This window comes from Herbidospora daliensis (assembly GCF_001570585.1).
In the GTDB taxonomy this organism is placed as follows: Bacteria; Actinomycetota; Actinomycetes; order Streptosporangiales; family Streptosporangiaceae; genus Herbidospora; species Herbidospora daliensis.
This window is the reverse complement of record NZ_BBXF01000003.1, coordinates 670,493-685,659: the sequence shown is the minus strand read 5'-3', so window position 1 is coordinate 685,659 and position 15,167 is coordinate 670,493. Positions and strand designations below refer to the sequence as shown.

9 protein-coding genes are annotated in these 15,167 nt (G+C 70.8%); 3 read left to right on the top strand and 6 right to left on the bottom strand.

What is annotated here, in order from left to right:
* Window positions 1-31: 31 nt before the first annotated feature.
* Window positions 32-4,888 (bottom strand): ThuA domain-containing protein, encoded by a 4,857-nt coding sequence (locus AW274_RS18280; RefSeq protein ID WP_157520387.1) that lies wholly within the window; start codon window positions 4,886-4,888, stop codon window positions 32-34.
* Window positions 4,889-5,193: 305 nt separating this feature from the next.
* On the opposite strand from AW274_RS18280, the gene AW274_RS18275 reads away from it, so the two are divergent.
* Window positions 5,194-5,553, top strand: coding sequence for a DNA-binding protein (locus AW274_RS18275; RefSeq protein ID WP_198169270.1), 360 nt, complete (start codon window positions 5,194-5,196; stop codon window positions 5,551-5,553).
* Here AW274_RS18275 and AW274_RS18270 read toward each other — a convergent pair.
* Window positions 5,546-6,805, bottom strand: a complete 1,260-nt coding sequence (locus tag AW274_RS18270; protein ID WP_062433518.1) for a hypothetical protein — start codon at window positions 6,803-6,805, stop codon at window positions 5,546-5,548. The two genes, AW274_RS18275 and AW274_RS18270, sit on opposite strands and share 8 nt — an antisense overlap.
* A 232-nt stretch (window positions 6,806-7,037) precedes the next feature.
* Entirely contained in the window at window positions 7,038-8,249 is a 1,212-nt protein-coding gene (locus AW274_RS18265; protein ID WP_062434645.1) for an acyl-CoA dehydrogenase family protein, read from the bottom strand.
* 108 nt (window positions 8,250-8,357) lie between these two features.
* Between AW274_RS18265 and AW274_RS18260 the strand changes: the two genes are divergently transcribed.
* Both AW274_RS18260 and AW274_RS18255 read left to right on the top strand, forming a co-directional pair.
* Window positions 8,358-10,934 (top strand): discoidin domain-containing protein, encoded by a 2,577-nt coding sequence (locus AW274_RS18260; protein ID WP_062433515.1) that lies wholly within the window; start codon window positions 8,358-8,360, stop codon window positions 10,932-10,934.
* 147 nt (window positions 10,935-11,081) lie between these two features.
* Window positions 11,082-12,101: an ion channel gene (locus AW274_RS18255; protein ID WP_062433513.1), complete on the top strand. Its 1,020-nt coding sequence runs from the start codon at window positions 11,082-11,084 to the stop codon at window positions 12,099-12,101.
* On the opposite strand, the gene AW274_RS18250 is transcribed toward AW274_RS18255, so the two are convergent.
* The 3 genes from AW274_RS18250 to AW274_RS18240 are packed head-to-tail and all read right to left on the bottom strand — an operon-like array spanning window position 12,073 to window position 15,116.
* Window positions 12,073-12,672: a Uma2 family endonuclease gene (locus tag AW274_RS18250; protein ID WP_198169269.1), complete on the bottom strand. Its 600-nt coding sequence runs from the start codon at window positions 12,670-12,672 to the stop codon at window positions 12,073-12,075. The genes AW274_RS18255 and AW274_RS18250 overlap by 29 nt on opposite strands.
* A 4-nt stretch (window positions 12,673-12,676) precedes the next feature.
* Complete coding sequence (locus tag AW274_RS18245) at window positions 12,677-13,591, bottom strand: glucosyl-3-phosphoglycerate synthase (protein ID WP_062433510.1); 915 nt, start codon at window positions 13,589-13,591, stop codon at window positions 12,677-12,679.
* Between the two features lie 55 nt (window positions 13,592-13,646).
* Window positions 13,647-15,116, bottom strand: coding sequence for a helix-turn-helix domain-containing protein (locus tag AW274_RS18240; protein WP_062433507.1), 1,470 nt, complete (start codon window positions 15,114-15,116; stop codon window positions 13,647-13,649).
* Window positions 15,117-15,167 lie beyond the last annotated feature (51 nt).

Sequence of the window (15,167 nt, the reverse complement as noted above, 5' to 3'; positions counted from 1 at the left end):
GGGGTGGTGAGGAGGCCGGGCGGTCAGGGGGTCAGGCCGCCGTGCAGGTCGGCTCGGGGGCGGTGTTGAGCGTCGGGTACGACCCGTTGAAGCCGAAGGTCGTCTGCGCGTTGACGGCCAGGGCGCCGTTGTAGGCGGCGTTGCCGACGGTCACGTCGGCGCCCGTCTGGGTGTGGGTGCCGTTCCAGAGTTTGGTGACGGTCTGGCCGCTGGGCCAGGTCCAGGTCACGGTCCAGCCGGTCAGCTTCTTGCCGCCGGTGTTCTTCACGGTGACCTCGCCGCCGAAGCCGCCGTTCCACGACTGGGTGACGCGGTAGGTGGCGGTGCAGGCGCTGCCGGTCGGCTGGCCGCCGAGGCGGGCGATGACGGCGTCGGCGTCGCGGGTGAGCACGTCGCGGATCTCCGCTTCGGCGTCGGTGGCGGCGACCTCGTCCTTGAAGTCGGTCAGCGCCCTGATCGTCTTGGCGTCGTCGGCGTCGGCCTCGGCCTTGCGGGCCCTGGTCAGTTCCTTGTGCAGGTCGCCGGCCTGGCTCTGGGTGAGGCGGCCGGTGGCGGTGAAGCGGTCGATCAGGTTGGCGAGGTCCCTGGTCGAGGTGGTGACGCCGAAGACGACGGTCTCGACGGACTGGTTGCCCGCCTTGTCGGTCGCGGTGACCTTCAGCGTGTGGGTGCGCAGCGCGAGTTCGTACAGGGGACGCAGTTGGTTCGGCTGGATGGCCGTGCCGTCGAGCTCACCGACCAGGGTCTTGACGCCGGAGGTGGCGTCCACGGCCTGCCAGTTCATGCGCAGGTCCTGGCTGTCGCCGTAGATCTGGCCGTCGGCGAGGCCGGAGATGAGGATCGTCGGGCGGCTGCCGTCGATGCGGACGACCGCGGCCTTGACGGTCTCGGCGTTCCCGGCCTTGTCGGTGGAGCGGTAGGTCAGGTCGTGCGTGCCCTCGCCGGTGACGGTGACCGGTCCGGTGTACGCGGTCCACGCGCCCCCGTCGAGGGAGTACTCCGTCTTGGCGACGCCGGAGGCGGGGTCGGCCGCCGACAGGGTGACCGGGACGCCGCCGTTGTGCCAGCCGTCGTCGTTCGCCGGGGCGAACTGGGCGGCCGTGAGCGGCGCGGTGGCGTCCTTGGCGACCTGGAGCGTGCCGGTCGTGGTGTTGCCCGAGCCGTCGGTGGCCCTGTATTCGACGGTGTGCGGGCCGTCGGCGGCGATGCCGATCGGGGTCGTGTACGCCGTCCACGCGCCGCCGTCGAGGCGGTACTCGGTCGTGTCGACGCCCGAGGGGTCGTCGGCGGTGATCGTCACGGTCACGGTGGAGACGAACCAGCCGTTCGCGCCGTCGGGGGCGGCCGGGGTGGTGGCGGCCGAGACCGCGGGGCCGGTCGCGTCGGCCGAGCAGTCGGCCTCCTCGCGGCCCATGGCGTATTCGAGCCCGCCGAGCAGCAGCTGCCGGAAGGCCGGTTCGGCGTAGGACTCGTCGGTGTGGCCGAGGCCGGTGTAGAACGAGCGGCCCTCGCCCTGGGTCTTGCACCAGGTGATGGGGTGGTCGGCGCCCATGTCGCCGCCCTGGTAGCTGCTCTCGTCGAGCGTCTGCAGGACGTGCACGGAGCCGCGCGGGTTGGTGCGGTAGTTGTACCACTCGTCGGTACGCGTCCACTCGTCCGCCAGGTGCGCGGTCGCCGGGTGGTCGTGGTCCTCGGTGACGACCGTGGCGGGCTGGGTGGCCGGGTGGCCCTTGAAGTAGGCGCCGACCAGGCCGCCGTAGTAGGACCAGCCGTATTCGGTGTCGGCCGCCGCGTGGACGCCCATGTAGCCGCCGCCGCCGTCGACGTAGTCCTCGAAGGCGGCCTGCTGCGGGTCGGTCAGCACGTCGCCGGTGGTGCTGAGGAAGACCACCGCCTTGAACTGCGACAGGGTCTCGGCGGTGAAGTCGCCGCCGTCCTCGGAGTTGACGACCTCGAACCCGTTGGCCTGGCCGAGCTGGGTGAGGGCCTGGAGGCCGACGCCGATCGAGCCGTGCCGGAACCCGGCCGTCTTGGAGAACACCAGGACCTTGTCGTCGGGGATCGGCTCCCTGACGAGGGTCCAGTAGTCGACGTCGAACAGCGCGCCCCGGCCGGACGGCCCGTCGAAGACGAGGAAGAGCTGCCCGTTCCCGGCCGGCACGTTGGTGAGCCGCGTCGACAGGTCGACGTAGTCCTCCCAGCCGCCGGTGTTGGCGACCGTGATCGTGCCCAGGAGCGGGCCGGTCTGCGAGCCGTGCCGGATCGACAACGTGCCCCCGGGGCCGCCGGAGGCGATGCGGGCGGTGAAGGTGGTCGCGCCGGTCAGGTTGATCGGCGCGTAGCCGGCCCAGTCGCCCGGGTCGGTGTAGCCGGCCGCCTTGCCGCCGCTGGCGTTGCCGTGCGGCGCGTCCTGGACGCCGAACGTCGAGGTGAACGCCTCGCCCTCGACCGTGGTGGCGTCGAGTTCGCCGGTGGTGGTGAAGTCGAACCAGTCGAGGTCGAACAGGGCGCCGGCCGGGCCCTTGAAGACGAGGTAGAGCTTGGTCGTCCCGGCGGGCGCGTTGGTCAGGTCGCCGGTGTTGACGACGAAGTCGCCCCATCCGGCGGTCTTCGGCGCGGCGACCGTGCCGAGCAGGGTGCCGGTCGGGGAGCCCGCGCGCACCTCGATCGTGCCGCCGACGCCGCCCGAGGCGGTCCGTACGGTGATCTTGGTGGCGTTGCCGAGGGCGTACGGCTCGAAGGAGATCCAGTCGTTGTTGTCGGTGTGGCCGATGGCCCGGCCGCCCTCCGATCCGCCCGGCGTGGTGACCTGCACGCCCTGAAGGGTGTGGGCGTGCTCGGCCTGGCGGTGCTTGGGCTGGAGGGTGACGGTCTGGGTGTTCTCCAGGCCGCCCTCGTCGACGTAGCGGGCGGTGAAGACGCCGTAGAGGTTGGCCGCCGCGTCGTGCTCGCCGTCCTTGGGCACCACGATCGTGCCGGTGCAGCCGGTCCGCGAGGTGATCAGGTGGGCGTGCTGGTCGTGGCCGAGCGCGTAGTCGAGCTCGACCCGGCCGCAGTCGACGTCGCCGTCTTCGGGGTCGGTGACCTCGATCTCGAACGGGATCGTGTCGCCGAAGTCGAACAGGGCGCCCGCGACGGGCGACTTCAGGGTGACGGTCGGCAGGGTGTTGCCGGAGTGGATCGAGACGTTGGTGCTGCCGGTCGCGCCGTCGGGGTCGGTCACGGTCAGCACGACGTCGAAGACGCCCTCGTCCTCGAAGGTGTGGGTCGGGTTGGCCTCGGTCGAAGTGCCGCCGTCGCCGAAGTCCCACGCGTAGGTGAGCGCGCTGCCCTCGGGGTCGGAGGAGGTGTCGCCGGTGAACTTCACGGTCAGCGGGTCGACGCCGGAGATGCGGTCGGTGACGATGCGGGCGACCGGGCTGCGGTTGCTGTTGGCCAGGTAGTCGATGCGGTAGATCGCCTGGTCGCCGGCGCCGCTGCCGTAGTCGAGCACGTAGAGGGCGCCGTCGGGGCCGAAGGCCATGTCCATGACCTGCTGGCCGGTCCACGGGAAGGGCGCGATCTCGCCGCGCGAGCCGTCGGCCTTCACCTCGATCGCCTTGATCCACTTGCGGCCGAGCTCACCGGCGAAGAACCGGCCGTCGAGCGACTGCGGGAACTTGACGTTCGACTCCAGGCCGGCGTCGTAGCGGTAGACCGGGCCGCCCATCGGCGACTCGGAGCCGCCGCCGAACTCCGTCGGGGAGCCCTCGAAGCCGTACTTGATCCACGCGGGCACGGCCGGGGGCAGGGTCGCCAGGCCGGTGTTGCGGAAGGAGTTGTTCGCGGGGCCGTTCGCGCAGTCGTACTTCGCGCCGGAGGGGCCGCTCGGGAAGGTGTACTCGTTGTACACCTCGTTGCTCGTGTTGGTCCCGGTGCAGTAGGGCCAGCCGTAGTTGCCGGGCCCGGTCACCCGGTTGAACTCGACCTGCCCGGCGGGGCCCCGGCTGGCGCTCGGCCCGCCGGCGTCCGGGCCGTAGTCGCCCAGGTAGACGATGCCGGTCGCCTTGTCGACGCTCATCCGGAACGGGTTGCGGAAGCCCATGGCGTAGATCTCGGGCCGGGTGCCCGCGGTGCCCGGGGCGAACATGTTCCCTTCGGGGATGGTGTACGTCCCGTCGGCCTTCGGCGTGATGCGCAGCACCTTGCCGCGCAGGTCGTTGGTGTTGCCCGAGGAGCGCTGCGCGTCGAACTGCGGGTTGCGGGTGGTGCGCTCGTCGATGGGGGTGTACGCGTCCGACTCGAACGGGTTGGTGTCGTCGCCCGTGGTCAGGTAGAGGTTGCCCTCGGCGTCGAAGTCGATGTCGCCGCCGACGTGGCAGCACTGCCCCCGGTCGTTCGGGACCTCGAGGATCACCTTCTCGCTGGCCAGGTCAAGGGTGTCGTCGGCGTTGAGGGTGAACCGCGACAGGTTCAGGTGCCCCTTCCACGCCTCGAACTGCTCCGGCGTGCCCTCCTTGGGCGCGTCGCCCGTGGGCGTGTCGAGCCGGGGCGAGTAGAAGAGGTAGATCCACCGGTTGGTGGCGAAGGCCGGGTCGGCCGCCACCCCCTGGAGACCTTCCTCGTCGTGGGTGTAGACGTTCAGCTTGCCCGCGTTCTTGGTGATGCCGGCCGGGGTGGTGACCCGCACCCAGCCGTCGCGCGCGGTGTGCACGACGTTCCGGTTCGGGAGGACGGCCAGGGACATGGCCTCGCCGAGCTTCGCGCTGCCGACGGCCAGCGGGACCTGCTGGTAGTCGGCCGCGGGGATGTCGACGGCCTGGGCCGGGGCGGAGACGACCACGGTGCCCGTGATCGTCAGCGCCGCCGCCGACAAGAGCGTGGCCCATCGCCGGAGACGTGGGGACATGGGGTCCTTTCCTGAACGAGTGAGGGGTCTCGTCAGGCAAGGCGCGCGCCGCCGCGCATGTTGCCGTGTCAGGGATCACGTCCGATGAGGCCCCGCGGACGCGGAACCCGGTGCTCTCGGCCACGGCGCGGCCGGACGACCAGACGGGGTGCCACCCGTCTCGGCCGCCCGGACAGATGTCCGCGGAAGCGATCGAGGATTTTGTAACACGGCCCTAGTGGATCATGCACCCCTGAATAGGATAACGATCCGATGTTTCAACATTCTGTTGACAACGTTTCGTTGAAAGAGCCATGCTGGTGGACGTGTACGCATCCCTCACCCACATCGCCACCCGCCACGCCGCGACCGAAGCCCAGCGCGCCCGTCAGGTCCACCCGACGGTCCTCGGCCCCCACGAGGCGGTCCGCCTCGTGACCATGCTGGCCGCCGGTTCCGCCGCCCCTGACGACGGCGAACCGGAAGTCGACACCTCCGACCTGTCGGCGGCCCTGACCTTGATGCCGCTCGTCAGGGGAGAGATGGACCAGCTGGAGGCGAGCCTGCTGCTGATCGCCCGGGGGCGCGGCCTGACCTGGCAGGAGATCGCCACCTCGCTGGGCCTCGGCTCGCCCCAGGCGGCCAAACAGCGCTACGAACGGCTGGCCGGCCGGGTCGCTACCTGAGCACCCAGCCCGCCCGCGCCCGGATCTCCTCCGGCGCTTTCGCGAGGAGCCCGGCCAGTTCCTCCCGCAACGGTTCCGGGCACGGCCGGTAGAGCCTGACCAGCACCCGCTCGCACCACACCCGCAGGTCCGCCGCCGCGCCCGCCCCCAGGTCGGGGTCGTCGAGCAGCAGCAGGTCGGCCTTGAGCCGCGTCCACGGATCGGCGGCGGCGAGCAGGCGGTGCCCGGCCCGCCGCACGTGCGGCGGGCCGGCCCGGTCGAGCAGCCCGAAGTCCGGCGCGGCCCCGGCGGCCCGCAGGCTCTGCACCACCTGCCGCACCACCCGGGGCGACGGGTCGCGCACCAGCGCGGCGACGTCGTCGTGCCGTCCCCACACCCGCAGGGCGGTGACGGCGGCGGCCCGCACCCGCGCCCGCGGATCCCGCAGGAACGGCACGACCAGCTCCGCGTCGGCGGGCCCGCCGCTCTCCCCCAGCCCCAGGATCGAGACGGCGCTCCCCAGCCGGGCGCGATACCAGGGCGCGGGATCACCCCCCGCCCGCCTGACGAGCCCCTGGGCCGTCAGCCGGACGATCTTCGACCGGTCGCCGAGGAACTCACCGCCCCGATGCGGCGCCAGCACCAGCGCCCGCGCCCTGATCGGGGCGAACGGCGACCCGAGAAACGGCTCGGGGTCGCTCCGCTCGATCAGGTACGCCGCCGCGCGCAGCAGCGCCCCCGGCGCGGTCATCCGCTCATGCAGTGTGCGCACGGCCTCGACGTCGCCTCGCCGGATCAGCTCCTCGACGACGAACCGCATCGTCGCCCCGTCGAAGTCGGCGTGCCGGTCCAAGGGGATCACCGGGTGGAGCAGGTCGAGCAGATCGGCCCCGCCCCGCCTGCCGCGCAGCCGCACGGCGGTCGGAATCATGCGCCGCGCCGCCTCGGGCCGCGTCGCGACGTTGAGGAGGATGTGCCGGGCGTAGTCGCGCACCGGCCCGGCCCAGTCGAGGGCCCGGACGACCAGCAGCGGCCACAGGACCGGATGGCGCGCGAGCTGCGGAATCGCCCGCTCCCGGAACTCACCCCGACTGCTGCACGCCATCAGCAGGACGTGGGCGGGACGCGCCATCAGCATGACGCGACGCGGCACCTGCCGGCGGTAGCCGGAACGCATCGACGCGTCGAGATCGATCCACTCTTCGGCGGTGAGCTCCCAGAGCCGGCTCTCCGGGACGACGTCGTCGAACAGGTCGTACACGCTGATCCGCATACGGGATGATCGCAGCGCCGGCTGCCCGGATTCGACCGGTTTTAGGCCAGCCGGTGGTCACCCCGTCGCGCACCCGGATGACGCGGAAGTCGGCGTAGTAGCAGGCCCTTGCGTCCTGCCCGGCCACGGTCAGCGCGCAGCAGTCGGAGATCCCCCCGAACTCGCCGTCGTAGCGCCAGGCCACGTCGAGTTCGGCGGTGAAGCGCACCAGCCCCTCGGAGGCGCACGTCGTTCATCGGACCTGGAGGCCGGTGACCGCTCGGGAGATGATCAGGCGCTGGATCTCCGACGTCCCCTCGAAGATGGTGAAGATCTTCGCGTCCCGGTGGAAGCGCTCCACCGGGTGGTCGCGCGTGTAGCCCGCCCCGCCCAGCACCTGAATCGCCTGCTCGGTCACCCACACCGCCGTCTCCCCCGCCACCAGTTTCGACATCGACCCCTCGGCCTGGGAGAACCCGGCCCCCTGCCGGCCCATCCAGGCCGCCTTCCACGTCAGCAGGCGGGCCACCTCGATCCGGGTCGCCATGTCGGCCAGCAGGAACGCGACGGCCTGGTTCTCGCCGATGGCCCGGCCGAACTGCCGCCGCTCGCGCGCGTAGTCGCGCGCGTATTCGAAGGCCGCCCGTGCGATCCCGACGGCCATCGACGCGACGACCGGGCGGGTGGCCTCGAAGGTCCGCAGCGCGGCCTGGCCGCCCGAGCTCTGGCCCGAGCGGGCCCGCGCCAGGCGTTCCTCCATCTTGTCGACCCCGCCCAGCAGGCACGAGGCGGGCAGCACCACATCGTCCAAGACCACCTCGGCGGTGTGGGAGGCCCTGATGCCGTGCTTGCGGAACTTCTGGCCCTGGGAGAAGCCGGGGGTTCCGGGGGGCACGACGAAGGTCATCTGCCCGCGCGCGCCCAGTGACGGGTCGACGGTCGCCACCACGATGTGGACGGCGGCGATGCCGCCGTTCGACACCCACGTCTTGGTCCCGTTCAGCCGGAAATCGCCCGACGGCAGGCGGGTGGCCGACGTGCGGATCGCTCCCACGTCGGAGCCCGCGTCCGGTTCCGAGGCGCAGAACGCTCCCACCGCCACGTCGTCAGGGGTGCCGAACATGACCGGCAACCAGGTCCCGACCTGTTCGTCGGTTCCGTTGGCCGACAACGCGGCGGCGGCCAGGCCCGTCGCCGTCAGGGAGAGGCCGATTCCGGCGTCGCCCCAGAACAGTTCCTCGAAGGCGACCGGCAACCCCAGACCGCTGTCCTCGAACCACTGGGTCGCGAAGAAATCCATCGAATAGAGGCCGATCTTGGCCGCCTCCTGGAGCACCGGCCACGGGGTCTCCTCACGGTCGTCCCACAGGCTCCCAGCTGGGCGGACGACGTCGCGGGCGAAGGCGTGCACCCACTCGCGGACCTCACGGACGTCGTCGGGCAATTCAGGGTTGAAGGTCGTCACCGCCACAGGCTACCCCTTGACGTCCATGTTCCCGTTAAGTTAAATCAAGGATCGAAATAAGGCATTGAGAAAGACCCTTCACACCCCCCTTCACTGTGGAGAACACGCATGAGAGGTCTGTCCAGGCTCGTCGCCTTGGGCACCGCGTCGGTGGTCGCCGCCGCCACGCTGATCGCCTTACCGGCCAATCCCGCCTTCGCCGACGTCTTGTTGTCTCAGGGCAAGACGGCGACGTCCTCCTCCGCCGAGAACGGCGGCACGCCCGCCTCGGCGGCCGTCGACGGCAACACCGGCACCCGCTGGTCGAGCCTCTACACCAACGACCAGTGGCTGCAGGTCGACCTCGGGTCGGCCCAGGCGATCAACAAGGTGACCCTCCTCTGGGAGGGGGCCTACGGGAGCGCGTACAAGATCCAGGGTTCGGCCAACGGCACCTCCTGGACGGATCTGCAGAGCGTCACCGGAGGTGACGGAGGCACCGACACCCTGTCCGTGAGCGGTACCTATCGGTATGTCCGGATGCAGGGCGTCACCCGGGCCACCGGCTGGGGCTACTCGCTGTGGGAGTTCCAGGTCTTCGGGCCGGACGGCTCCTCCGGCGGCACCTGCGGCACCACCAACGCGGCGCTCAACAAGACCGCCACCGCCTCCTCGCTCCAGGGCGCCGGCTTCCCGGCCTCGGCCGCGGTCGACGGCAACACCGGAACCCGCTGGTCGAGCGCGGCGAGCGACCCGCAGTGGGTCCAGGTCGACCTCGGTTCCGCCGTGGACGTCTGCAAGATCGACCTGCGCTGGGAGGCCGCCTACGCCTCCTCATTCCAGCTCCAGTCGTCGACCAACGGCACCAGCTGGACCACCTTGAAGACGGTGACCGGGGCGACCGGCGGCGTGCAGTCGCACACCGTGACCGGCAACGGCCGCTACATCCGCATGTACGGCACCGCCCGCGGCACCGGCTACGGCTACTCACTCTGGGAGATGGCGGTCTACACCGGCAGCGGCCCCGTCGACCCGGGCGACCCGGGCGGCCCGATCACGGGCGGCGGCGACCTGGGCCCGAACGTCCACGTCTACGACCCCTCGACCCCGGCCGCGACCATCCAGAGCCAGCTCGACTCGGTGTTCACGCAGCAGGAGTCGGCCCAGTTCGGCACCGGACGCCACGCGTTCATGTTCAAGCCGGGCACCTACAACGTGAACGCCAAGGTCGGGTTCTACACCTCGATCTACGGCCTCGGCCAGAACCCCGGCGACGTCACGATCAACGGCGGCATCACCGTCGACGCCGGCTGGTTCAACGGCAACGCGACGCAGAACTTCTGGCGCTCCACCGAGAACCTGTCGGTGCAGCCGACCGGCGGCACCAACCAGTGGGCCGTCTCGCAGGCCGCGCCGTTCCGCCGCATGTGGATCAAGGGCAACCTGAACCTCGCGCCGACCGGCTACGGCTGGGCGTCGGGCGGCTACATCGCCGACTCGCGCATCGACGGGACCGTCGGGCCCTACTCGCAGCAGCAGTGGTACACCCGTGACTCCACGATCGGCGGCTGGCTGAACGGCGTGTGGAACATGGTGTTCTCGGGCGTCAACGGCGCCCCGGCCACCGGCTTCCCCGAGCCCGTCTACACCACGCTGCAGAACACCCCGCTCTCGCGGGAGAAGCCCTACCTGTACGTCGACGGCTCCGGCGCCTACCGCGTCTTCGTGCCCTCGCTCCGCACCAACGCGCGCGGCCAGAGCTGGGCGAACGGCGCCACCCCCGGCACCTCGCTCCCGCTGTCGCAGTTCTACGTCGCCAAGCCCGGCGACTCGGCCGCCCGCATCAACGCGGCGCTCGCCCAGGGCCTGCACCTGCTGCTGACCCCGGGCATCTACCGCACCAGCGCCCCGATCAACATCGACCGGGCCAACACGGTCGTGCTGGGCCTCGGCCTGGCGACGATCATCCCCGAGAACGCCGCGGTGGCGATGAAGGTCGCCGACGTCGACGGCGTGCGCCTGGCGGGCTTCCTGATCGACGCCGGACCGCAGAAGTCGCCGGTGCTCATCGAGGTCGGCCCGCCCGGCTCCTCGGCCGACCACAGCGCCAACCCGACCACCCTGTCGGACGTGTTCGTCCGCATCGGCGGCGCCTTCGCCGGCAACGCCGAGGTCAGCGTCATCGTCAACAGCGACGACGTGATCATCGACCACACGTGGCTCTGGCGCGGCGACCACGGCGAGGGCATCGGCTGGAACGTCAACACCGCCGAGACCGGCCTGATCGTGAACGGTGACGACGTCCTGGCCACCGGCCTGTTCGTCGAGCACTACCGCAAGTACGACGTCGAGTGGTACGGCGAGCGCGGCCGGACGATCTTCTTCCAGAACGAGAAGGCGTACGACCCGCCGAACCAGGCCGCCTACATGAACGGCTCGGTCAAGGGCTGGGCCGCCTACAAGGTGGGCGACAACGTCCAGGTCCACGAGGGCTGGGGCATGGGCGCCTACTGCTACTTCAACGTCGACCCGACCATCCAGGTCGACCGGGTCTTCGAGGTGCCGATCAGGTCCACGGTGAAGTTCCACAGCCTGCTGGCGGTCTCGCTGGGCGGCAACGGGATCATCAACCACGTGATCAACACGACCGGCGGACCCGCCCAGGGCACGGCGACCATCCCCGCGAAGGTGGTCTCCTACCCGTAACCCGAAAAGCTGGGCCGTGGGTCTCCCGGGCGCCGCCGGGAGGTCCACGGCTCCTCCATGTGCCGAGTCCAGGTGCCGAGTCCAATTTGTGAGGACCTTTTCCTGCTTGTCGCCTATAAGGTGACCTGCACCGGAATGGGGATTGAGATGCCGATCTTCCTCGCGCGGCTGCTAGCCCGGATCAGCACCTGGTGGACTCCCGTGCTCGTGCTGGCCGTGGTGTTCGCGACGAGCTGGCCCCTGATGACGCTGGCCGAACCGGGCGCCGACATCACCTCGCCGGACAACTTCTGGTGGTGGTTCGTGGTGACGACCTCGACCGTGGGCTACGGCGACCTGTTCCCTGAATCGCCGCTGGGCCACGCCGTCGGGGTCTACGTGATCGTCGGCGGCATCGCCACGCTGACGACGCTGTTCACCCGCCTCGCCACCCGGATCGAACGGACGAGGGGACGCCGCATGCACGGCTCGATCACGGTGCGAGAGTCCGGCCACATCGTGCTGCTGGGCTACAGCCCGGGACGTACCGAGACGATGGTGGACGAACTCACCGCCGACGGCACGAAGGTGGTCGTCTGCGCCTGGGACGACGTCCAGAGCCATCCCATGCCCGAGAAGGACGTCGAGTTCGTCCGGGGCGACCTGGCCGACGAGAGGACGCTGCGCAGAGCGGGCGTCGACAGGGCGCACAGCGTGCTGGTCGACGCCCGCGACGACAACGAGGCCCTCGCCGTCGCGCTGACCGCCGACCACGTGACCACCACCGCGCATCTGGTGGTGGCGCTGCGCGATCTCGCGCGGGTCAGGCAGGTCCGGTACGTCGGCGAGAGGATCCGCTGCGTGCAGTGGCACACCCCGCACATGATCACCGAGGAGCTGAAGGACCCCGGGATCAGCGAGATCTACGCCCAGCTCATGACCCACGGCGGCGCCGACACCTATTCGGTGCCGCTCACGGTCGGGCCGGTGACGGTCGAGCACTGCCAGACCGTCTTGGGCCGCCACCACGGCGCGACCCTGCTGGCCGCCCGCGACGGCGCGACGCTGCTGGTCAACCCGCCGTGGCCGACCGAACTGAACGCGGGAACGGTCCTCTACTACATGGGCCCGGCCCGGCTCGACGCCGCCCGGCTCGCCGTCAGTCTTGGAGTTCCGGCCAGTCGATGATCATCGAGATCGGGGTGCCGACCTCGGGCGCGCCGCCCTCGTCGCGCATCAGGGTGCCGATGTGCTTGTACGTCATGCTCGCCTGGTCGAGGTGGTAGCGCTCGACGGCGCAGACGCCGATCCGGTCGAGCCGGACGATCCAGTAGTAGAGGATCCCGGCCCGCCCGTATTCGCTGGGTTTGCCGCAGGTGTCGGTGGTCTCGGTCGTGGCCTCGACGATCTCCACGGCCAGCACGACGTCGTCGGGGCGCAGCGCGTGGCCCTCGTCGAGGCACCGGAAGAGCACCACGTCGGGCCGCCGGACGTGCAGCGGCACGTCGCGCAGCCGGACGTCGACCGCGTTCGCGACGGTCAGGCAGGCGTAGCCGCGGGCCATCGCCTCGCGGGCGTGCTTCTCCAGCAGGTCGGCGAGCCGCCGGCCGATGATCTGGTGCCGGCGGTCGCTGGCGGGGCGGTGTACCACGTAGCCGTCGACGACCTCGATCAGCAGGTCGCCGGGCAGCAGCGTGTACTCCTCCGCCGTCAGCGGGTGAGGCTGGGAGCTCAGGGTGCGGAACCAGTCGTCTGGCACCGTCTCAGGATAGAACGCCCGCCATGGGAGGTCTCTGGGCGACGGAGACATCATGGTCGACCGGTTCGTGGCCCGCGGCCGTGCGCCGGAACTGGGTCAGCCGCAGCTGGCCGTTGCCGAGCGGCACGCCGGTCAGCCGCGACCAGGCGGTCTGCAGGATCTGCGCGGCCATGCCGCCGAGGGCCTCGGTCGACTGGTGGGAGTGGACGCGGCGGCCGAGGTCGACCTGCGCCAGCGCGTCGAGGCCGCACAGGTCGAGCAGGTCGATCAGCAGGCCGATCTCCACGCCGTAGCCGGTCACGAACGGCACCCGTTCCAGGGCCGACCGGCGGCCGGCGTACTCGCCCGAGAGCGGCTGGACGAACCCGGCCAGCTCGGGCCAGTGCAGGTTGATCAGCGGGCGGGCGACCAGCTCGGTCACCCGGCCGCCGCCGGTCGGCTCGGCGCCGAACGGGCGGTCGTAACAGCCCTTCACGTACGCCACCGAAGGGTCGGCCAGCAGCGGCCCGAGCAGCCCCGTGACGAACGAGGTCTCGAACTCGCGCAGGTCGGAGTCGATGAAGACCAGCAGGTCGCCGCCGGTGACGGCGAGGGACTTCCAGAGGGCCTCGCCCTTGCCGTCGAGCGGCTTGAGGTCGGGCAGGATCTCGTCCTGGGCGATCACCGTCGCGCCCGCCCGCGCGGCCACGGCGGCGGTGTCGTCGGTCGACCGGGAGTCGATCACCACGAGTTCGTCGACCAGGCCGGGCAGGTCGCGCCGGATCGCCGTGACGATCTCGCCGACGGTCTCGCGCTCGTTCCTGGCCGGGAGCACGACGCTGATCGTCGTGGCGCCCTTGGCATCGAGCAGCGCCGGAAGGGGCCAGTCGGACGCCGACGACGATCGCCTGCCCGACCACGCCAGCACCTCAGGCAGCACGCCCGCACTCCCCCCTGACCATCACGCACACACCTTATGGGGTGTCGTGACCGTTCTAATCGGCGGCGTGGCGTTCGAGGAACGCGTAGACGTCGGCCTCGTCGACGCCGGGGAAGGAACCGGGCGGCAGCGCGGCCAGGACGTGGGAGTTGGCGCGGGCCGAGGGGAAGGCGTACCCCTCCCAGCGCTGGGCCAGTTCGGCCGGGGGGCGGCGGCAGCAGTCGCCGTTGGGGCAGTTCGACTTGGTCCGCCGGGTGGTCTCGCGGCCCCGGAACCAGCGCGACTCGCGGAACGGCACGCCGAGGGTGATCGCGAAGTCCTTCTCGTGCGACGGGTCGACGTGGGCGACGCAGAAGTGGGTGCCGGTGGGGCCGTCGCTGTACTGGTGGTAGACCGAGTAGCGGTCGGGCGACCGGAACACCTGCCGGCCCGACCACTGCTGGCAGAGCCGCTGCCCCTCGATCGCGCCCTGCTCATCGGCCGGGAAGATGATGCCGTCGTTCTCGTACGCCTTGTAGATGATGCCCCCGGCGTCGTTGCGCACGAAGTGGCAGACCAGGTCGAGGTGGTGCGTGGCCAGGTTGGTGAAGCGGTGGGCGGCCATCTCGTAGGAGACGGCGAAGACGTCGCGGAGGTCCTCGACCGACAGGGCGCGGTCGCGTTTGGCCTCCAGCAGGTAGGGCGCGGCGGCGGCCTCGGGGACCAGCACGGCGGCGGCGAAGTAGTTGGCCTCCACGCGCTGGCGCAGGAAGTCGGCGAAGTCGCGCGGCTTGTGGTGGCCCAGGGCGATGTGGCCGATGGTCTGCAGCAGGATCGTGCGCGGGGTGTGCATGCCGAGCTGCTCGCGCTTGAGGTAGATGCGGTGGTTGCGCAGGTCGGTCACCGACCGCGCCGAACGCGGCAGGTCGGGCGCGGTGTGCACGGTGAAGCCGTAGTGGGCGACCAGGGCCTGGATCATGCTCTGGGACAGCGCGCCGGTCCGGTAGCCGACCGACAGCAGGGCCTCGGCGGCGGCGCTCTCGATCCCCTGGAAGTAGTTGCCGGCCTCCTTCTGCTTCTGCCGCAGCTCGGCGTTGGCGGCGCGGGCCTCCTCGGGGGTGGCGGTGCCCTTGGCCTGGCGGGCCTTCAGTTCGTCGTACAAGCCCAGAAGGTGTTCCAGCACGTCGTTGGGGACCCGCGCGGAGACCTTCAGCTTCCCCAGGCCGAGCGAGGTGTAGAGGGGGTCGCGCTGGGCCTCCTCCAGGGCGATCTCCAGCTGGGCGCGGCGGTTGGGGGCCTGGCGGCGCAGCAGCTCCTCGACCGGGACGCCGAGCGCGGCGGCGAGCGCCTTGAGCAGCGACAGCTTGGGCTCGCGCTTGCCGTTCTCGAGCAGGGAGAGCTGGCTGGGCGCCCGGCCAACCCGTTCACCCAGGTCGGAGAGGGTGAGGCCACGCTGCCGGCGGAGGTGTTTGAGGCGCTGGCCGAACGCGAGCAGGTCGATCTCCTGCGTCAAAGACAGCGGTTCTTCGCCGAGCACGGAGGGCATCTCCTCAGAATAGGCGAAATTTCGTGACATCTTCCAGGCCCGGTGACGCAG

Coding starts and splice junctions, on each gene's coding strand:
- AW274_RS18240 (WP_062433507.1), bottom strand. CDS start 15,116: ATGCCCTCCGTGCTCGGCGAAGAACCGCTGTCTTTGACGCAGGAGATC.
- AW274_RS18270 (WP_062433518.1), bottom strand. CDS start 6,805: ATGCGGATCAGCGTGTACGACCTGTTCGACGACGTCGTCCCGGAGAGC.
- AW274_RS18255 (WP_062433513.1), top strand. CDS start 11,082: ATGCCGATCTTCCTCGCGCGGCTGCTAGCCCGGATCAGCACCTGGTGG.
- AW274_RS18280 (WP_157520387.1), bottom strand. CDS start 4,888: ATGTCCCCACGTCTCCGGCGATGGGCCACGCTCTTGTCGGCGGCGGCG.
- AW274_RS18260 (WP_062433515.1), top strand. CDS start 8,358: ATGAGAGGTCTGTCCAGGCTCGTCGCCTTGGGCACCGCGTCGGTGGTC.